The sequence below is a fragment of the Streptomyces sp. NBC_00775 genome (assembly GCF_036347135.1).
Classification (GTDB): Bacteria; Actinomycetota; Actinomycetes; order Streptomycetales; family Streptomycetaceae; genus Streptomyces; species Streptomyces lutosisoli.
In genome coordinates this window covers 3,370,457-3,388,457 of record NZ_CP108938.1, presented here as the reverse complement: position 1 = coordinate 3,388,457, position 18,001 = coordinate 3,370,457, and the positions used below count along the sequence as shown (strand labels likewise).

Here is an 18,001-nt window from a genome sequence, read left to right as displayed (position 1 = left end):
GGTCAGTCCCTCTTCCAGTCGTCGCCCCAGTGCGGGGCCGGCGGCGCGGTCTGCGGACGCGGGCTCTGCGGAAGCGGTGCGTCCGTGTGCGCGTGGTACTCCACCGACTCCGCGGTCAGCTGCATGAACGCCTCCTCCAGGGAGGCCTGCTGGGGACTCAGCTCGTGCAGCACGATCTGGTGCTGCGCGGCCAGCTCACCGATGTGCTCCGGCTTGCCGCCGTCGACTTCGAGCAGAGCGCTGCCCGTCTCGACGACCGTGATGCCCGCGCCGTGCAGCACGTCGAGGAGCCGCTCGCGCTGGGGGGAGCGGATACGGACGTAACTGCGCGAGTTCTGCTCGATGAAGTCGGCCATGGAGGTGTCGGCGAGGAGCCTGCCCTGGCCGATGACGACGAGGTGGTCGGCGGTCAGCGCCATCTCGCTCATGAGGTGGGACGAGACGAACACCGTGCGCCCTTGCGCCGCGAGGGACTTCATCAGGTTGCGGATCCAGTGGATGCCCTCGGGGTCGAGCCCGTTGACCGGCTCGTCGAACATCAGGATCCGCGGGTCGCCGAGCAGCGCGCCCGCGATACCGAGCCGCTGGCCCATACCGAGCGAGAAGCCCTTGGCCTTCTTCCTGGCGACCGGGGTCAGGCCGACGGTGTCCAGGACCTCGTGCACCCGTGCCTTCGGGATGCCGTTGCTCTGCGCGAGGCAGAGGAGGTGGTTGAAGGCGCTGCGTCCGCCGTGCATGGCCTTGGCGTCGAGGAGGGCGCCGATGTACTTCAGCGGGTCCCTGAGGTGGTCGTAGTGCTTGCCGTCGATCTGTACGTCGCCCGCGGTGGGGCGGTCGAGGCCGAGCATCATCCGCATCGTCGTGGACTTCCCGGCGCCGTTGGGGCCGAGGAAGCCCGTGACGATGCCCGGTCTGACGGTGAAGGTGAGGTTGTTGACCGCCACCTTCTCGCCGTACCGCTTGGTCAGCCCCGAGAGCTCGATCATGCGGCCACGCTAAGTCGGACCTATGGGCCGCGCTACTTGAGCGGGGAGGGGGGTGCCGCTTGTTCGCCGTGTGCCTCTGCTCCACCCCGTGCCTACGACAACGGCCCGCACCCCGAGGAGGGGGTGCGGGCCGGAGCCTTGAGCAGGAACTACCAGGAACTACCGGGACTGCTGCGCCGGAACCCCACGCGAGATCGGCTCGTCCTCGGCCGGCGTGCTGGCGGCGGCCACCGCGGCGCCCGTGAGCGTCGCGAGCATCTCGCGGACGTTCGTGAGCTGGGCGTTGATCGAGTCGCGGCGGTTGGTGAGGGCCGCGAGCTCGCGCTCGGATTCCGAGCGGATGCGGTCGGCCTTGGCGTTCGCGTCGGCCACGATGTCCTCGGCCTGGCGCTGAGCCGTCTCGACCGTCTGGCGGGCGCGGCGCTCGGCGTCCGTGCGCAGCTTCTCGGCCTCCAGGCGGAGCTGCTCCGCGCGGTGCTCGATCTCCGCGAGACGCTTCTCGGCCTTGGCCTGGCGGGACGCGAGGTCGCGCTCCGACTGCTCGCGGCGCTTGGCGAGGTTCGTCTCGAAGTCGGCGGCGGCCTGCGCGGCCTTGGCGCGGGTCTCCTCGAAGAGGGCGTCCGCCTCCTCGCGCTTGGACTGCGCGTCCTTCTGCGCATCCTGGCGCAGCTGCGAAGCGTCGCTCTTGGCCTTCTCGACGATCCGGACGCCCTCGTCCTCCGCCTTGGACTTGCGGTCCGCAGCGAACGATTCTGCGTCGTTGCGCACCTGCTGGGCCGCCGACTCGGCGAGCTCACGGTGCTGCTCGGAAGCGCGACGGGCCTCCTCGCGCAGGTCCTTCGCCTCCTCCTCGGCGAGGCGGAGGATCTTCTCGACGCGCGCGCCGAGACCCGCGTACGACGGCTCTGCGTCGCTTACCTGGGCCTGGGCGTTCTGCGTTTCGAGGTGGAGCTCCTCGATGCGCTTTTCCAGAGCAGTGATACGGGCCAGAGCGCTGTCACGGTCGGAGACGAGCTTCGAAATGCGTTCGTCCACCTGAGCGCGGTCGTACCCACGCCGCACAAGCTCGAAGCCGTAGGGGGAAGTGTCGCTCATGGGGTTCCTGTCGAATGAGACCGGTGAGGTGATAGGGGGAATCCTAGGGGCCAAAGCGGTGTGTCATCGAGCGGATACGTGTTTGATCTGGAGAATGACACTCCTTTTGGGTGGCTAGCTGTCGGAGGGCTTGCCAGAAGCTGTGCCAAAGGTCCCTGCTAAGCATGGAATCGGTGCTTCTGGCTAGCCCTCTGACGACTTGCCACTCGAACGTGGTGCGCCGACGGCAGCGCCCGCCTTGACTCCACCGTCCTTGTTTCCGGACGGGGCCTCAAAGGACTCCAACGCCTCCAGGACGTCCTGGACACGGGAAATCTCGGCGTTGATGTCCTCGCGGCGGCGCACCAGGACCTCCAGGTCCCGCTTGCCCTCCTCGACGGCCGCCTTCGCTTCGCGGATCGCCTCGGACCTGATCTGCTCGGCCTCGGTGACCAGCGAGGACTTCTTCTGCTCGGCCTCCTTGAGGAGACCCTCGGCCTTCCTGACGGCGGCGATACGCACCTTGCTCGCCTCGGAACTGGCCTCCGAGATCAGGTCCTTCGCCTTCGCCTCGGCCTCGGCGAGCTGGTCCTCGGCCGCCTTGATGAGCGCGTCGCACCGGTCGCCCGCGTTCTTCATCGTCTCGGCCGACTCGCGGCGGGCCCGCTCGTGCAGCTCCTCGATCTCCGTGGTGATGCGGTCGCGCAGTTCCTCCGCGCGTTCCCTGATCGCCGTCGCGTCCCGGCGCGCGCCGACCAGCAGCTCGTCCGCGTCCGTACGGGCCCGCTCCACCAGGGAGTTGCCCTCCACGGTCGCCTCGGAGACGACCCGCTCGGCCTCGTTGCGTGCCGCGCCGACCATCGTGTCGGCCTGCGACTCGGCCTCGGCCGTCGTCTTCTGCGCGCTCTGCTGCGCCTCGGAGAGCAGCTTGTCGGCCTCCGACGCGGTCTCCGAGATGAGCGTGTCGACCTGCTCGGCCGCCTCGGAACGCCGCTTGTTGGCCTCCTGGCGCGCCTCGTCCAGCGTGTGCTCGGCCTCCTCGCGCGCCGACGACGTGAGCCGCTCGGCCTCCGCGGCCGCCTCGGCCTTGACGCGCTCCGCCTCGCTGCGCATCCGCTCGGCGTGCTGCTGCGCGGAACCGACCGTCTCGGCGGCCTCGGCACGCAGCCGCTCCGCGTCGCCCGTCGCGTCCGAGATGAGCTGCTCGGCCTTGGCCACGGATTCGGCCCGTACGCGCTCGGCCTCGGTGGCGGTGTCATGGGCGAGCCGCTCGGCCTCCGACGAGGCCTCGGTGATGAGGGTGTCCGCCTGCGTGGCCGCGTCCGAACGGATCCGGTTCGCGTCCTCCCGGGCGTCCGCACGGGTGCGTGAGGCGTCCTGCTCGGCGTTCGCGATGGCGTCCGACGCGTCGGTGCGGACCCGCTGGGCGTGCGCGGCGGCGTCCGAGCGCAGCCGCTCGGACTCGGCGATCGCCTCCGAAACCGTGCGCTCCGCCAGCGACTTGGCGGCGTCCGTCTCCTCGGCCGCCTCCCGCCGGATGCGCGCCGCGTCCTCGGACGCCCGCTCCCGCTCCGCGTAGGCGTCGGCGCGGACCCGGTCCGCCTCCTCCTGCGCCTCGGTCCGCGTACGGTCCGCCACATGCTCGGCGGCGCTGCGCAGGCCGGTGATCTCCTCCTGAGCCTGCTCGTGCAGCCCCGCCACGGAGTCGCGCACCTGCTGCGCGGTCTGCTCGGCGTTGGAGACCATCTCGGTCGCGCGCCTGTCGGCCTCCTCGACCACGCGTACGGCCTCGGCCTGGGCCTCCTCGACACGGGTGCGCGCGGAAGCCAGCAGCTCCTCGCTCTGCTCGCGGGCCCGCTCGCGCTCCTGGTCGGCCTCCTGGCGTGCGGAGCCGAGAAGTTCCTCGGCCTCGCGGCGGCGCCGGACGGCCTCCTCCTGCGCGGCGGCCAGCGTCTCGGCGCCCTCGGTCGCCAGGCGTTCGGCCGCGGCCTGCGCCTCCGCCCGCACCCGGTCGGCGCTGTCCTGGGCCTCCGACTTCAGCCGCTCGGCCTCCGCCGCCGCCTCCGAACGCAGCCGTACGGCGATGGTCTCGCCCTCGGCCCGGGACGCGGAGGCGTCCGCCGCGGCTTCGTTGCGCAGCCGGTCGGCCTCGGCCTCGGCCTGTGCCTGGAGCGCACGGATCCGCTCGGCGGCCTCCGAACGCAGCCGCTCCGCCTCCGCGGCGGCCTCGCGCCGGATGCGCTCGGCCTCCGCACGCGCGTCGGTCAGTGCCTCCTCGGCGGCGGCGAGGCGCTCCTCGGTCTCCGTGTGCCGACGGGTCAGCTCGTCGGCGGCCTCGGCCTGGCGAGCCGCTATGGCGCGCTCGGTGTCCTCGCGCAGCTGCTCGGCGGCCCGCTCGGCCTCCGCGTTGATCGCCTCGGACTGCTCGACCGCCTCCGCGCGATGCCGCTCGGCCTCGGCGCGGGTGCGTTCCAGGGTCTCCTCGGCCTGCCGGCGCAGCGTCGTCGCGCGCTCGATGGCCTCGGTGCGGACCTTCTCGCTGTCCGTCGTGGCGGTCTGGCGCAGCTCGTCCGCGTCGGCCTTCGCCTTGGCGAGCAGCTCCTCGGCGGTCTTGGCCGCCTCCTCGATCTGCTGGACGGCCTCGCGCCGGGCCTCGGCGCGGATGCGCTCGCCCTCCGCGACCGCGTCGGCGCGCAGCTGCTCGGCCTCGCCGCGCAAGCGGCGCGCCTCCTCCTGCAGCTCGACAGTCTTGGCCCGGTACTCCTTGGTGTCGTCCTTCGCCGTGCCCTTGAGCTGCTCGGCGATGTCGTGCGCCTCGGCGCGCAGCCGGTCCGCCTCGGCCTCCGCCTCGGTGCGGATCCGCTCGGCCTCCTCGGTGGCGGCCTTGGTGGTGCTCTTCGCTTCCTCGGACGCCTTGTTCAGCACGTCCTCGGCGGTACGGGCCGCCTTGGCGAGCTGGGAGGCGGTCTCCTCGGCGGTGAGGCTGCGGGCGTTCTCCTCGGCCTCGGCGACGATCTTCTCGGCCTTGGTGCGGGCGTCCGCGACGAGCTGCTCGGCGTCGGCCTTGGTGGTCTCGGCCTCCTGATTGGCCTCGGTGACCAGCCGGGCGACCTGCTCCTTCGCCGTACGCGTGCGCTGCTCGTTCGCCGACTCCGCGCTCGCCAGGGCCTTGGCCGCGGCCTCCTTCGCCTCCGCGACGACCTTGTCCGCCGCGGACCGCGCCTCGCGCAGCGCCCCTTCGGCCTCGGTCATGCGCTGCTCGGCGGCCCGGCTCAGCTCGGTGGCCTGGCGGCGGGCGGTGTCCGACTCGGTCGCCGTGGAGCTGCGCAGCTGCTCGGCGTGGTCGGTGGCCTCCTGGGCCTGCGTGGACGCGGCGTTCAGCAGCCGCTCGGCGTCGGTGCGGGCGCGGCGCAGCAGTGCCTCGGCCTCCGCGCGGGCCGACTCGGCGTCGGCGGTGAGCCGCTGACGGGCCTCGGCGGCGACCCGCTCGGCCTCCGTGCGGGCCGCGGCCAGCGACTGGTCGGCCTCGGCGCGCGACTCCTCCAGCAGCCGGCGGGCCTGCGACTCGCTGCGGGCGCGCAGCTGCTCCGCCCACGCCACGTTCTCGTTGACGTGCGACTCGACGGTCTGGCGGCGCTCCGCCAGCTCCTGGTCGAGCTGCTGGCGCCGGGAGACCGCCTCCTGGTGCAGCTCCGCCTGGAGCCGGGCCGCCTGCTCGGCGTGCTCCTGAAGGATGCGCTGCGTCTGCGCGCGGGCCTGGCTCAGCTCGCGCTCGGCGTCCGCGCGCAGCTGGTCGGCCTGGATCTGCGCGTTACGCAGCAGCTGCTCGGCCTGGTAACCGATGTCGCCGCCGTCATAGGCAGGACGGGTCGCCAGACTGCGCCGCGCCTCATGCAGCTTGGCGCGCAGCACCTCGACTTGATAGCCGAGGTCCTCGGCGTGCTGGACGGCCTTCTCCCGCTCGGTCTTCAGCCGCTCCATCTCGGCCTCGAACCGAGAGAGGTGGTCGACGTCAGCCGCCGGCTCTCGCTCCTGGCGTTCGTAGCCCCGCACTGCGCGGTCCCATCCGTCCCCTGGTCGCAAGTCACTCCAAACGAGCTCCGTCCATCCGCCGAACGGGGCCCCCGGGGAATGGTGTCAGATCAACGGCGGAGCATGGGCTGCTGCCCCGACGCTCGTCCCCCGAAACCTGGACCCCGGCCCTCGGTCCTGCTCGTTGGAATGCGGCAGGACCTCGGCCGTCCCCGCGTAAAGGCGACGGCCGCCCCCAACCCTACCGGCCCAGATATACGGAGGTCAGTGCTCAGGTGACTCAACAGTGGCCGAAGTGACCAGTTCTGTCAGGACACCATGGCAATCCTTTGGATGAAGGAAGGTGATCCGGGACCCCATGGACCCGATCCGGGGCTCGTCGTAGAGCACGCGTACGCCCTTGTCCTTGATGTCGGCGGCGTCGGCGTCGACGTCCGCCGTGCCGAAGGCGATGTGGTGAACTCCCTCACCGTTCTTGGCCAGCCACTTCGCGACGGTGGAGTCCTCGCGGGTGGGTTCGAGCAGTTGGAGGTAGGAGGCGCCGCCGTCGGACGTCTCGTTGATCTTGAGCATGGCCTCTCGTACGCCCTGCTCCTCGTTGACCTCGGAGTGGAAGACCTCGAAGCCGTACGTCGCACGGTAGAACTCGACAGTCTTGTCGAGGTCGAAACAGGCGATCCCAATGTGGTCGATTCGCGTCAGCATGGTTTTAGTGCAGCGCTCCGGAGGTGGTTACGCAACGTGCGCGCGATCACACTCCACGCCGGATGACGGGTGGCCTACCGCTCAGTACATTCAAGTAAACCCTCGTTCACTCCTCGGCTGTGCAGCCGGTAAGGGGATCGCACCTCATGTCTGGAACGAACAGCAGTACCTCGGTGATCGTCGCGGGCGCCCGAACGCCCATGGGACGTTTGCTGGGTTCGCTGAAGTCCTTCTCCGGAGCCGACCTCGGCGGCTTCGCGATCAAGGCCGCCCTCGACCGTGCGGGCATCGGTGGCGACCAGGTGCAGTACGTGATCATGGGCCAGGTGCTCCAGGCCGGGGCAGGGCAGATCCCGGCACGCCAGGCCGCGGTCAAGGCGGGCATCCCGATGAGCGTCCCGGCACTCACCATCAACAAGGTGTGTCTGTCGGGCCTGGACGCCATCGCACTCGCGGACCAGCTGATCCGCGCGGGCGAGTTCGACGTCGTGGTCGCGGGCGGCCAGGAGTCGATGACGAACGCGCCGCATCTGCTCCCCAAGTCCCGTGAGGGCTACAAGTACGGGGCGATCGAGATGCTCGACGCCATGGCGTACGACGGTCTGACGGACGCCTTCGAGAACATCGCCATGGGCGAGTCGACGGAGAAGCACAACAGCCGGCTGGGGATCCAGCGGCCCGAGCAGGACGAGATCGCGGCCCTGTCCCACCAGCGTGCGGCCGCCGCGCAGAAGAACGGCATCTTCGAGGCGGAGATCACTCCCATCGAGATTCCGCAGCGCAAGGGCGAGCCCGTCGTCTTCAGCAAGGACGAGGGCATCCGCGGCGAGACCACGACCGAGTCGCTCGGCAAGCTGCGCCCCGCCTTCACCCGCGACGGCACGATCACGGCCGGTACGGCGTCGCAGATCTCGGACGGCGCCGCCGCCGTGGTCGTGATGAGCAAGACCAAGGCGCTGGAGCTGGGCCTGGAGTGGATCGCCGAGATCGGCGCGCACGGGAACGTGGCGGGGCCGGACAACTCCCTCCAGTCGCAGCCGTCCAACGCGATCCTCCACGCGCTCAAGAAGGAGGGCCTGGACGTCTCGGACCTCGACCTCATCGAGATCAACGAGGCCTTCGCGGCGGTCGCGGTCCAGTCAATGAAGGACCTCGGGGTGTCCACGGAAAAGGTGAACGTCAACGGCGGCGCCATTGCCCTGGGTCACCCGATCGGTATGTCGGGCGCCCGGCTCGTGCTGCACCTCGCCCTCGAACTGAAGCGCCGCGGCGGCGGCGTGGGCGCGGCCGCACTGTGCGGTGGCGGCGGACAGGGTGACGCGCTGATCGTGCGGGTACCGAAGGCCTGAGAGGGTTTCGCCCCCGACCACTCATGACCCCTCATGACCACGCATGACCCGTCGTGACCTCGTGAACGGAGCTGTGATGCAGGACGTCTCCTCGCTGGTGGCCCAGGCCAGGGAAGGACGGCCGCGGGCCGTGGCCCGGCTGATCTCCCTGGTGGAGGGCGCGGCACCGCAGCTCCGTGAGGTCATGGCGGCGCTGGCACCGCTGGCCGGCAACGCGTACGTGGTCGGGCTCACCGGCTCCCCGGGTGTCGGCAAGTCGACCTCGACGTCGGCACTGGTGACGGCGTACCGGCGGCAGGGCAAGCGGGTCGGGGTGCTGGCCGTCGACCCGTCCTCGCCGTTCTCCGGGGGCGCCCTGCTCGGCGACCGCGTGCGGATGTCCGAGCACGCGTCGGATCCGGGGGTGTACATCCGCTCGATGGCCACCCGGGGACACCTGGGCGGCCTCGCGTGGGCGGCTCCCCAGGCGATCCGGGTCCTGGACGCGGCCGGCTGTGATGTCGTCCTGGTGGAGACGGTCGGTGTCGGCCAGTCCGAGGTCGAGATCGCCTCCCAGGCGGACACGTCCGTCGTCCTCCTCGCCCCCGGCATGGGCGACGGCATCCAGGCGGCCAAGGCCGGAATCCTGGAGATCGGCGACGTGTACGTCGTCAACAAGGCGGACCGGGACGGCGCCGACGCGACCGCCCGTGAGCTGAACCACATGCTCGGCCTCGGCGAATCCCGTGGCCCCGGCGACTGGCGGCCGCCGATCGTCAAGACGGTCGCCGCGCGGGGCGAGGGGATCGACGAGGTGGTCGAGGCGCTGGAGAAGCACCGGGCGTGGATGGAGGAGCACGGGGTGCTTCACGAGCGGCGTCTTGCCCGGGCGTCCCATGAGGTCGAGACGATCGCGGTCACCGCGCTGCGGCAGCGGATCGGTGACCTGCACGGGGATCGGCGGCTCAGTGCGCTGGCGGAACGGATCGTGGCGGGCGAGACGGATCCGTACCGCGCCGCGGACACCCTGGTGGAGGGCCTGACGGAGGGCTGACCCAAGGGTCTTTCGCCCCCGCCGCCCCTACCCGTCCCATCCCGTTCCTGGGGCTCCGCCCCAGACCCCGTGGGCCGGTTCTTTGGCTGCGGGTGGGTGGGGGCCGGCCCAAAAGATTGCGCAGTTCCCCGCGCCCCTTTTAGGGGCGCGGGGAACTGCGCAATCTTTTAGCGGGGGCCTGGGGGCGCAGCCCCCAGGGATGGGACGGGTAGGGGCGGCGGGGGCGAAGAAACTCGCTGGTCAACTTTTATTGGGCGCTGGTAAGTTGGGGCGCATGTTCCTTCACTTGGCGTAGAGGCCGACCAGGCCCGCGACGGATGCACAGCGAGTCGGCTGTGTCGTCGCGGCACCCAGGCGTCCCCTTTTCCGCCTCGCTGTTGAGGAACCTTCACATGTCTGCGTCACCTTCGCGGCCCTCGTACGCCGCGCTCTTCCGCATGCCCCACACCCGCCGCACCTTCACGACCGCCCTCATCGGCAGACTGTCGTACGGCATCGTCTCGCTGGCCATGATGCTCACGGTCACCCGCGCGACCGGGTCGTACGCCGTGGCCGGCACGGTCATGGCGCTGTTCGGCGCGATGAGCGTGGCCCTGTCGCCCGCGCGGGCGGCCCTGATCGACCGGTACGGCCCGCGCCGTGCCCTCATCCCGATGGCCTCGCTCTACGCGACCCTGCTCGCGACCTTCGCGGCGGCAGCCTGGCGCCCGGGAGCACCGGTGACGGCCATCGGCGCGCTGGCCGTCGCTGCCGGCGCCTGCACGCCGCCCCTCGGCCCCACGATGCGTGCCGTATGGAGTGAGGTCATCGAGGACAAGCCGCTCCTGCAGCGGGCGTACAGCCTGGACGGTGTCGCGGAGGAGATCCTCTTCGTCTCGGGGCCGTTGCTGGTGGGCGTGGTGGTGCAGTTCGCGCCGCCGGCCGCCGGGGTCGCGCTCAGTGCCCTGCTGGTGTGGGCCGGAACCCTCGCGTTCGTGCTGTCACCGATCGTCGCCGGCGTACGTCCGGCCGCGGCGAAGTCCGCCGGACGCTCCGGGCGCCGGCTGCGGGGCGGGCGCGCGCTCGTGCAGTCCGTCGTCGTGGCGGCGGGTGTCGGTCTGTCCCTGGGAGCCATCGACCTGCTGGTCATGGCCTTCGCGCAGCAGCGCCATCACGGGGACGACGTCGTGGCCTGGGTGCTCGCCGCGCTGTCGGTGGGCAGCGCGCTGGGCGGCCTGCTCAACGGCGCCGTCAACTGGCGTACGTCCGCACGGGTCCGGCTGCCGCTGCTGGCCGGCGGCCTGGGCCTCGCCCTGCTCGCCGCGGGACTCGCTCCCGGCCTCGGCACCCTGACGGTCGCGGTGGCCTGCGCGGGCTTCTTCGTCGCCCCGGCCCTGACGACGTCCTACCTGATCGCCGACGAGGCGGCCCCGCCCGGCTTCCGCACGCAGGCGGGCGCCTGGGTCAACACCGCGGTGAACGCCGGAAGTTCGGGCGGCGCCGCCGGGGTGGGCTTTCTGGTCGGCCACGTGTCCCTGGGCCTGTGCTTCGCGATCTCGGGGGCGGCGGCCGTGACGGCGGCCCTGATCTCCGTACGGGGTACGGGCGCGGCGGCGGTTCCGCGGGAAACCCCCAAGGACGCTGAGGAGCCTTCCCGAGTCTGATCGACGGGGCACTGTTCGAGCTCCGGCTCCCCGCGCCCCGAAAGGGGCGCGGGGCAGCGACATTTGCGGCTCCGCCGCATGGGCGCGACCAGCCACAGGCAACCCGCAGACAACGGACGGCCCGCGGTTCCCGGCTGAACCCAGCGGAGCGCTACGGCTTACCTCGTTGCCCCCGCAGATGCTCAGCGATCGGCCGCAACGACTTGTGCAGCTCCTCCAACGCCTCCGGCGACACCAGATCGATGAAGTGCCTCCGCACAGACCCCACATGGTGCGGCGCGACCTTCTTCATCGTCTCCATGCCGTGCTCGGTGAGCACGGCATACAGCCCCCGCCGGTCGGACTCGCAGTTCTCGCGGCGCACCAGATCCGCGTTCTCCATGCGGGTGATCTGGTGCGAGAGGCGGCTCTTGGACTGGAGGGTGGCGGACGCGAGGTCACTCATCCGCATCCGTACGCCCTCCGACTCGGAGAGGTTCACCAGGATCTCGTAGTCGTTCATGGTCAGCCCGAACGGCTGCAGGTCCCTTTCGAGCTGGTAGGCCAACAGCCTGTTGACCTCCAGGTGGGTGCGCCAGGCGCACTGCTCCGCATCGGTCAGCCAGCGCGTGGCCGTCTCGGTCTCCATAAATGAAGTCTACCTAAAATGTTGAAAGGCGAACTAGTGAGGGTGGTGTGACTGTGCGCACGCGTTCGATGTCACACTCCGCAGACTACCGCTCACAGCCCGAAGCGACGCTGGAGGTCCCCCAGCTGTCCGGGAAGGCGCGGTGCGCCGGCTTGCTGCCCCTGGTGACCAGGCACCCCGCCCGCGCCCGGCACTCCGGGCTCGCGTGGGACCGCCCCCATGGCCTGCTCGGCCATGAGGGTTTCGGTGGACTGGAGCAGCACCGTGCCGGCCCCTACGAACTCGAACTGGTGCTCCTCTCCGGAGGCCCCGCCGAGGCCCGTCATCGCACGTAGACCGCCCATTACACCTGTCATGTACCCGTGGTCGTAGTGATGGCAGGGGGAGGGGCAGTCGGCCCAGCCGACCAGGGCCTGTGGGTCCACCCGGATCGGGGGTTCCATGAACACCACCGGACCGTTAGATGCGGCTACGAACTTCCCGGTTCCGATCAGGGTCAGAAACCCCGGCACGATCGACTGCTTGAGGGCAAGACTTGGCTGAAAAGCGAGCAAGTTGCCCGAGCGAATGGTCAGATTGCCGTTGTCCAGATCGTAGGAATTCACATCGAAGGCCCGGTCGGCGAGCAGCATCTTGCCCGAGCCCTCCGCCACGACCCAGTCGCTCGCGTGCAGAGGCGAATGGAACGACGTACGGACGAGACGGTCGAGCCGGCCGTGTCCGATGCCGTTGAATTGCATCGACCCGTAGTAGGCGATCATCTTGCCCTTCTGCAGGAACCACTGGCTCCCCTTGAGCTCCACGCAGAAGGTGTAGTTGTTGACGTTGTCGTCGACCGGCAGCGTCATCGGGTCGTGGATGACCGGGCCGCCCGGAGTCCCGTACGCGCTCACAGCTTCTCCTCCGAGGCCTGGACGTACACCGCACCACTGCCGCTCAGCTCCAGCTGGAACGCCTCGCCCGAACCGCGGCCCACCATGTCGCGCCAGCCCAGCGCCGTGGACAGCTTGTTCCGTACGTCGCCGTGGTGTGCGACGTACGCCTGCGGGTCGACGTGGACCGGGCGCTGCGGGGTGATCGGGACCTCGAAAACACCCCCGTGCGCCATGACCGCGACCGCGCCCTGCCCCTTCAGCGTCGTCGTGAAGAGCCCCTGGCCGGTCACCTGGCCGCGCACCATGCCCATGACGCCGCCCTGCGAGCCCAGGAACATCGTGCCCTGCTGGAGCGTGCCGTCGAAGGCGAGCAGCCGGTCCGCCTCGACGTACAAGGTGTCGCCGGTGAGATTGATCACCTGGACGTGATGGCCGCCGTGCCCGAAGAGCACCGTGCCGGAGCCCTCGACGGTCATCAGCGGGGTCGCCTCGTTCGCCAGGCGGCGGCCGATCATCGACATCACACCGCCCTGGCCGCCCTGGACGTTGGGCGTGAAGGAGACCTCGCCCTTGTAGGCGAGCATCGCGCCGCGCTGGCTGAACAGCCGCTGGCCCGGCAGCACCGTGGCCTCGACCATCTTCGAGTTCACTTCGCGAAAGGGCATGTCACACGTCCCCGGCGATCGTGTTGCGCTCACTGGGCTGTACGTAGACCAGGCCGTCGCCCTCGAAGCGGATCTGGAAGGCCTCGCCGCCGCCCTCGCCGAGCAACGTGCGGAACGTCACACCGGACTGGAAGGACTGCCGCACATTGCCCTGGTGCGCGATGTACGCGCCCGGGTCGACCGTCAGTGGGTACTGGGAGCTGACCCGCAGCACCACCGCCGGGCCGTCGGACGTGATCGCCGCCTGTCCGTGCCCCTCGACGGTGGTGGTGAACAGCCCGTTGCCCTGCGAGGCGCCCCGCAGCCCCGTGAAGGACGTGCCCGTGCGCAGGCCCGCGTCCGTCGCGAGCAGATTGCTCGACTCCACGTAGAGCTTGTCCCCCTGGAGGCTGACGAGGTTTATCTCGGAGGCCCGGTCCGCGAACCAGCAGGTCCCGTGCCCCTTCACCTCCATCACCGTCATCTGCTCACCGGTGAGGCGCCGGGTCACCATCCCCCGTACCCCCTCACCGCCACCGCTCAGCTTCTTGAAGGCCATCTGACCGTCGTACGCGACCATCGAGCCGTTCTTCGCCTTCACGGCGTCCCCGGTCATGTCGACGGCCAGCACCTTGCTGCCTTGAAGTCGAAACATCGCCACCTGGTGAAGGTAGCCGCCGGGCCGCTCCGCGGAACAGAGCCCGTGGGTGGACAGGCACCCTGATCGCACCCTTAGGGGGACCGTTTGCCACAATGGGCGATGCTTGTGCGTGCGTTCACAAACTGTGGACGTCTCCCCCACCGAAGGTGACCCGTGGACCTGAAGACAGCCTCCGCCCTCCGCCGCCTGCGTCTGGTCTCGGCCCCCGAAGCCGTTTCCTTCCTGCTGCTGCTCGTCTGCTCGGTGCTGAAGCGGACCACGGAATTCAATGCGGTGCCCGTCATGGGCGCGATCCACGGTGTCCTCTTCATCCTGTACGTGATCTTCTGGCTGGACGCCTGGAACCGCAGCAAGTGGAGCACCGGCACCGGCCTCCTCTACTTCGTCCTCTCCGTCCTGCCGACCGGCGGTTTCTTCGCCGAGCGCAAGCTCAAGCGCGAGGCCGAGAACGCGGTCATCGCGTCCCGCGCCCGCCGCGAGGGCGTGGTGGAGACGTCATGATCGTCGCTTTCTCCGTGACACCGCTCGGCGTCGGCGAGGACGTGGGGGAGTACGTCGCCGACGCCGTCCGAGTCGTCCGCGAGTCGGGTCTGCCGAACCGCACCGACGCGATGTTCACCTCGATCGAGGGCGAGTGGGACGAGGTGATGGACGTCGTGAAGCGCGCCGTCGCCGTCGTCGAGGAGCGCGCGCCGCGCGTCTCGGTCGTCCTGAAGGCCGACATTCGGCCCGGTGTGACGGACGGTCTGACCTCCAAGGTGGAGACGGTGGAGCGGCACCTGTCGGCCTGAATCGCCACAATCTCAGCAATCTCCGCAATCTCCGCGACGGAGACTCGAAACCCCGGTCCCCAGGACCGGGGTTTTTCGTGCCGCGATATTTGAGCGATCGCTCAAACCTCGGTAGCCTCCTGTTCCGATCGATTGAGCAGTCGCTCAAAAAGCGTTGCTGAAGTGGGGGTTCGGGGATGGGGCTCTACGTAGAGGCGCATATACGCGTCGATCTCGACGAGTTGTGGGCGCGGACGCAGGACCCCGCACAGCACCGGCGCTGGGACCTTCGCTTCACCGAGATCGACTACCTCCCGCGCGCGGAGGGCGAGCCGCAGCGCTTCCGCTACGCCACGCGCGTGCTGCCGTTCCTGACCGTCGCGGGCACCGGTGTCTCGGCCGGCGAGAAGGAACGCCCTGACGGCACCCGCACCTCCGCGCTGCGCTTCGCCTCACCGCATCCGCTCTCGCTGCTCGCCGAAGGCAGCGGCTATTGGCGGTACGTCCCGGGCGGCGACGGCGTCCGCTTCCTCACCGGGTACGACTACCGCCCGCGCTGGGGCCGCCCCGGAGCGGTGGCCGACCGGCTGCTCTTCCGCCCCCTCATGGGCTGGGCCACCGCCTGGTCCTTCGACCGGCTGAGGCTGTGGCTGGAACGGGGCATCACGCCGGAGCGGGCGCTGCGCAACTGGCTCGCCGAAACGGCGGTCCGCGCCCTCGTGCTCCTGGCCGCCTGCTCGGGGCTGGTGTGCGGGGCGCTCGTGGACGCGGCGGGCCCGCTGGCGCCGCTCGCCCTGTTCGCGACCCCCGTGCTCGCCGTACTGGCCGCTCTGTCCGCCCTCTTCGTACCGCCGCTGCGGGGCACCCCGGCGGCCCGCCGCTGTCTGCGCACACCGCATGCCCACGCCCGCGCCCCCCGCCTCCTCACCACCCTGGAGCTCCAGCGATGACCTCGATCTTCCGTACGGTGATGGGCGCGGACTTCGAACGCCTCCACCCCGAGCTGCAACGCCGCTTCTCCGTCGGCCTGTCGAGCGGCGAGGCGTGCACCGGGCGCGGTGTCATGGACCGGATCTGGCACGGGCGCGGCTTCGTGAAGCCCTTCCTGGCGCTGGGCACCACGCGCAACATCCTGGTCCCGCGTACGGGCCGGCACGTGCCCTTCACCATCGAGAACGTGCCGTACGCCGACGGTTTCGGGCGGGAGACGGTGACGTTCGTGCGCACCTTCGACCTGCCCGGCCGCTCGCGCCGCTTCGACGCCCAGATGGTGCTGAGCCCCAAGGGCGACCGCGTCCTCGACTACCTCGGCACGCATCAGCACCTCGCCAGCGACCTGTTCTTCCGCGCCGAACCCGACGGCTCCCTGCTGATCCAGTCCGGCGAACACCGCTTCCGTGAGGGTCCCGTGGACGTCCGGGTGCCCGAACTCGTCGGCGGCGAGGCCGAGGTGCGGGAGTCCTTCGACGACGCCACCGGCCGCTTCCGTATCCAAGTCCGCGTAGTGAACCGCCACTTCGGGCCGCTCTTCGGCTACTCGGGCTCCTTCCGGGCGACGTACACCGACATCCGTGCGCGCGGTGTGCGCGCCGGTCTGCGGCCGGTCCGTGAGGAGGCGCGGGCGTGAGTGAGGCGACCAGGGAGAAGCTGCTTGAGGGGGCGCTGCGGACGCTCGTCGAGCAGGGGATCGCGAAGACCTCGGCCCGTTCGATCGCGGCGACGGCCGGGGTCAATCAGGCGCTGGTGTTCTACCACTTCGGGTCCGTGGACGAGTTGCTGTCGGAGGCGTGCCGGTACGGGGCGGAGCGGCGGGTCGCTCGCCACCGTGAGCGTCTCGCCGAGATCGGGAGCCTTGCCGAACTTCTCTCCTTCGGGCGGGAGATGCATGAGGTCGAGCGGGCGGAGGGGTATGTCGCCGTGCTGGGCCAACTCCTTGCCGGGGCGCAGACGCATCCGCGTATCGCGCCTGCCACGGCGGCCGGACTCGACCTCTGGATCGCGGAGATCGAGAAGGTCCTTACGCGGGTCCTGCCGGCGACGCCCCTCGATGGATTCGCCGATCCGGTGGGGCTCGCCCGTGCGGTCGCGGCGTCCTTCGTCGGTATCCAGCTCTACGAGGGCGTCGACCCGGCCGGGGCCGCCTCCGCCCTCGCGTCCCTCGAACAACTCGCCGTCCTCATCACGGCCCTCGAGTCCCTCGGGCCGGTCGCCCAACGAGCCATCCGCCACCACCTGCGCCGCACCACCCGCTGAACGCCGTGGGGTTTTCGCCCCCGCCGCCCCTACCCGTCCCATCCCGTTCCTGGGGGCTGCGCCCCCAGACCCCCCTCAAGATTGCGCCGTTCCCCGCGCCCCTAAAAGACGAAAGCACCCGGGGCGGGCCGGGGGCGACGGGGCGCAGCCCCGAGCCGTCAGGGGCGCGGGGAACTGCGCGGCCAGCCCCCACCCACCCGCAGCCAAAACACAACCGAACGGGGGTCTGGGGCGGAGCCCCAGAAGGATGGGACGGGTAGGGGCGGCGGGGGCGGAAGACGTCGTCAGGCGGGTCCCGACGCCAGCGCCATCCCCAGTGGTGTGCGCTCGTACAGGACCTGGTGCCCGTAGCGGCGCGAGACGAGCAGGCCCGTGTCACGCAGGGCCGCGAGGTGGGCCGACACCGAGGACGGTGCGAGACCGAGACGGTGTGCCAGGGCCGTCGTGGTGGCGGGTTCGTCCAGGGCCGTGAGGACGGTGGCCCGGCCGCGGCCGAGGAGTCGTACGAGAGCGTCGGACGTGTGGTGCGAGGGCTCGGCCCAGAGGCCGCCGATGCCACGGGCCGGATAGGCGAGGGTCGGCTGCCAGGGCGGATCGAAGGTGCTGACCACGTCCGGCCAGATGAAGACGCTCGGCATCAGGACCAGGCCCTGCCCCGCGAGTTCCCGCTCGTGCCGGCCCTTCCACTCGATGGTCAGCGTGTGGGACTGCCATCCGAACCGCCGGTCGATCTCCGGCAGCAGCCCGCCCAGACCGACCTCCGCGAGCCGCCGGGAGTGGAACGCGACATCCGCCTCCAGCAGGGCACGCAGCCGCGGCCAGTCCGGTTCGAGGAGCGTGTGCCAGGCGGTCTCCATCAGGTCGGCCAGCTCCTGGACCATGCGCACCGGGTCCTTCAGCAGGGCCCGGCCCCGGGACGAGTCGAGGGCGCCCGGGGTGTCCGCGAGCGACCTCGCGGTTTCCTCGCGGGCCGCCTCCGGGTCGGCCGCGCGGACCGCGGCGATCTCCTCCTCGAAGGTGGCCGCCGGACCGATCGGGGGCGGGCCGAGCCAGTCGGGGGAGTAGCCGGTCTGCGGCATCAGGAGCCACAGGGGCGCGAGGTCGAGTCCGGCGGCCGCCGTGCGGATACGGCGCAGCCAGTGCGCCTGGTACCCGTGCCGCGCGGGGCGGTTGAGGGTGCGTACCGCCTCCTGTGTCTCCCACAGGGGCGACACCGCGAAGCGGCAGTTGAGGAGGTCGTCCTCCCCGAAGTGCAGAAGCGACGGCACACGCACCCCCTGGAATGAGCGAAGACGCCCGAAGATGCCCGAAGAGCAAAGATTCGGCTGTCGCCGAAACTCTACGGGGG

At 70.6% G+C, this 18,001-nt stretch carries 17 protein-coding genes; 8 read left to right on the top strand and 9 right to left on the bottom strand.

The features are described from left to right. Window positions 1-2 precede the first annotated feature (2 nt). The 4 genes from OIC96_RS14995 to mce form a co-directional block, all read right to left on the bottom strand. Window positions 3-986: an ABC transporter ATP-binding protein gene (locus tag OIC96_RS14995; RefSeq protein WP_330307353.1), complete on the bottom strand. Its 984-nt coding sequence runs from the start codon at window positions 984-986 to the stop codon at window positions 3-5. Window positions 987-1,145: 159 nt separating this feature from the next. After that, window positions 1,146-2,081 (bottom strand): cellulose-binding protein, encoded by a 936-nt coding sequence (locus OIC96_RS14990; protein WP_330307354.1) that lies wholly within the window; start codon window positions 2,079-2,081, stop codon window positions 1,146-1,148. A gap of 183 nt (window positions 2,082-2,264) precedes the next feature. Beyond that, a complete protein-coding gene (gene scy / locus OIC96_RS14985) occupies window positions 2,265-6,113 on the bottom strand; it encodes a polarized growth protein Scy (protein ID WP_330307355.1) in 3,849 nt (1,282 codons plus the stop codon). A gap of 243 nt (window positions 6,114-6,356) precedes the next feature. After that, window positions 6,357-6,797 carry a methylmalonyl-CoA epimerase gene (gene mce, locus OIC96_RS14980; RefSeq protein ID WP_330307356.1) on the bottom strand — a complete coding sequence of 147 codons (441 nt, stop codon included), beginning with the start codon at window positions 6,795-6,797 and terminating at the stop codon, window positions 6,357-6,359. Between the two features lie 146 nt (window positions 6,798-6,943). On the opposite strand from mce, the gene OIC96_RS14975 reads away from it, so the two are divergent. From OIC96_RS14975 to OIC96_RS14965, 3 genes are all read left to right on the top strand, one after another. Next, the gene (locus OIC96_RS14975; RefSeq protein ID WP_330307357.1) at window positions 6,944-8,146 is read left to right on the top strand and encodes an acetyl-CoA C-acetyltransferase; all 1,203 of its coding nucleotides are present in this window, start codon (window positions 6,944-6,946) and stop codon (window positions 8,144-8,146) included. A gap of 76 nt (window positions 8,147-8,222) precedes the next feature. After that, window positions 8,223-9,179 (top strand): methylmalonyl Co-A mutase-associated GTPase MeaB, encoded by a 957-nt coding sequence (gene meaB / locus OIC96_RS14970; RefSeq protein WP_330307358.1) that lies wholly within the window; start codon window positions 8,223-8,225, stop codon window positions 9,177-9,179. A gap of 392 nt (window positions 9,180-9,571) precedes the next feature. Next, window positions 9,572-10,822 carry an MFS transporter gene (locus tag OIC96_RS14965; protein ID WP_330307359.1) on the top strand — a complete coding sequence of 417 codons (1,251 nt, stop codon included), beginning with the start codon at window positions 9,572-9,574 and terminating at the stop codon, window positions 10,820-10,822. Window positions 10,823-10,973: 151 nt separating this feature from the next. Here OIC96_RS14965 and OIC96_RS14960 read toward each other — a convergent pair whose 3' ends face one another. The 4 genes from OIC96_RS14960 to OIC96_RS14945 form a co-directional block, all read right to left on the bottom strand. Further along, a complete protein-coding gene (locus OIC96_RS14960) occupies window positions 10,974-11,450 on the bottom strand; it encodes a MarR family winged helix-turn-helix transcriptional regulator (protein WP_330307360.1) in 477 nt (158 codons plus the stop codon). Window positions 11,451-11,542: 92 nt separating this feature from the next. Then, window positions 11,543-12,343, bottom strand: a complete 801-nt coding sequence (locus OIC96_RS14955; RefSeq protein ID WP_327431797.1) for an AIM24 family protein — start codon at window positions 12,341-12,343, stop codon at window positions 11,543-11,545. Beyond that, window positions 12,340-12,990 carry an AIM24 family protein gene (locus OIC96_RS14950; protein WP_330307361.1) on the bottom strand — a complete coding sequence of 217 codons (651 nt, stop codon included), beginning with the start codon at window positions 12,988-12,990 and terminating at the stop codon, window positions 12,340-12,342. The genes OIC96_RS14955 and OIC96_RS14950 overlap by 4 nt, the downstream gene beginning before the upstream one ends. Window position 12,991: 1 nt before the next feature. Further along, window positions 12,992-13,624 carry an AIM24 family protein gene (locus OIC96_RS14945; protein WP_327435213.1) on the bottom strand — a complete coding sequence of 211 codons (633 nt, stop codon included), beginning with the start codon at window positions 13,622-13,624 and terminating at the stop codon, window positions 12,992-12,994. Window positions 13,625-13,783: 159 nt separating this feature from the next. Between OIC96_RS14945 and OIC96_RS14940 the strand changes: the two genes are divergently transcribed. The 5 genes from OIC96_RS14940 (at window position 13,784) to OIC96_RS14920 (ending at window position 16,653) form a co-directional block, all read left to right on the top strand. Further along, window positions 13,784-14,131 (top strand): DUF3817 domain-containing protein, encoded by a 348-nt coding sequence (locus OIC96_RS14940; RefSeq protein ID WP_330307362.1) that lies wholly within the window; start codon window positions 13,784-13,786, stop codon window positions 14,129-14,131. Continuing rightward, window positions 14,128-14,421, top strand: a complete 294-nt coding sequence (locus OIC96_RS14935) for an MTH1187 family thiamine-binding protein (RefSeq protein ID WP_327431800.1) — start codon at window positions 14,128-14,130, stop codon at window positions 14,419-14,421. The genes OIC96_RS14940 and OIC96_RS14935 overlap by 4 nt, the downstream gene beginning before the upstream one ends. A gap of 176 nt (window positions 14,422-14,597) precedes the next feature. Then, window positions 14,598-15,350 (top strand): hypothetical protein, encoded by a 753-nt coding sequence (locus OIC96_RS14930; protein WP_330307363.1) that lies wholly within the window; start codon window positions 14,598-14,600, stop codon window positions 15,348-15,350. Further along, entirely contained in the window at window positions 15,347-16,027 is a 681-nt protein-coding gene (locus tag OIC96_RS14925) for a DUF4166 domain-containing protein (RefSeq protein ID WP_330307364.1), read from the top strand. Before OIC96_RS14930 ends, OIC96_RS14925 begins: the two co-directional genes overlap by 4 nt. After that, entirely contained in the window at window positions 16,024-16,653 is a 630-nt protein-coding gene (locus OIC96_RS14920) for a TetR/AcrR family transcriptional regulator (protein WP_330307365.1), read from the top strand. The genes OIC96_RS14925 and OIC96_RS14920 overlap by 4 nt, the downstream gene beginning before the upstream one ends. 284 nt (window positions 16,654-16,937) lie before the next feature. Here the strand turns inward: OIC96_RS14920 and OIC96_RS14915 are convergent, their stop codons facing one another. Next, window positions 16,938-17,921, bottom strand: a complete 984-nt coding sequence (locus OIC96_RS14915; RefSeq protein ID WP_330307366.1) for an ArsR/SmtB family transcription factor — start codon at window positions 17,919-17,921, stop codon at window positions 16,938-16,940. Window positions 17,922-18,001 lie beyond the last annotated feature (80 nt).

What these genes read in the sequence shown, in the direction of transcription:
- OIC96_RS14995 (WP_330307353.1), bottom strand. Translation starts at nt 986, where the DNA reads ATGATCGAGCTCTCGGGGCTGACCAAGCGGTACGGCGAGAAGGTGGCG.
- OIC96_RS14925 (WP_330307364.1), top strand. Translation starts at nt 15,347, where the DNA reads ATGACCTCGATCTTCCGTACGGTGATGGGCGCGGACTTCGAACGCCTC.
- OIC96_RS14975 (WP_330307357.1), top strand. Translation starts at nt 6,944, where the DNA reads ATGTCTGGAACGAACAGCAGTACCTCGGTGATCGTCGCGGGCGCCCGA.
- OIC96_RS14930 (WP_330307363.1), top strand. Translation starts at nt 14,598, where the DNA reads ATGGGGCTCTACGTAGAGGCGCATATACGCGTCGATCTCGACGAGTTG.
- OIC96_RS14945 (WP_327435213.1), bottom strand. Translation starts at nt 13,624, where the DNA reads ATGTTTCGACTTCAAGGCAGCAAGGTGCTGGCCGTCGACATGACCGGG.
- OIC96_RS14990 (WP_330307354.1), bottom strand. Translation starts at nt 2,081, where the DNA reads ATGAGCGACACTTCCCCCTACGGCTTCGAGCTTGTGCGGCGTGGGTAC.
- OIC96_RS14935 (WP_327431800.1), top strand. Translation starts at nt 14,128, where the DNA reads ATGATCGTCGCTTTCTCCGTGACACCGCTCGGCGTCGGCGAGGACGTG.
- mce (WP_330307356.1), bottom strand. Translation starts at nt 6,797, where the DNA reads ATGCTGACGCGAATCGACCACATTGGGATCGCCTGTTTCGACCTCGAC.
- OIC96_RS14950 (WP_330307361.1), bottom strand. Translation starts at nt 12,990, where the DNA reads ATGCCCTTTCGCGAAGTGAACTCGAAGATGGTCGAGGCCACGGTGCTG.
- meaB (WP_330307358.1), top strand. Translation starts at nt 8,223, where the DNA reads ATGCAGGACGTCTCCTCGCTGGTGGCCCAGGCCAGGGAAGGACGGCCG.
- OIC96_RS14960 (WP_330307360.1), bottom strand. Translation starts at nt 11,450, where the DNA reads ATGGAGACCGAGACGGCCACGCGCTGGCTGACCGATGCGGAGCAGTGC.
- OIC96_RS14965 (WP_330307359.1), top strand. Translation starts at nt 9,572, where the DNA reads ATGTCTGCGTCACCTTCGCGGCCCTCGTACGCCGCGCTCTTCCGCATG.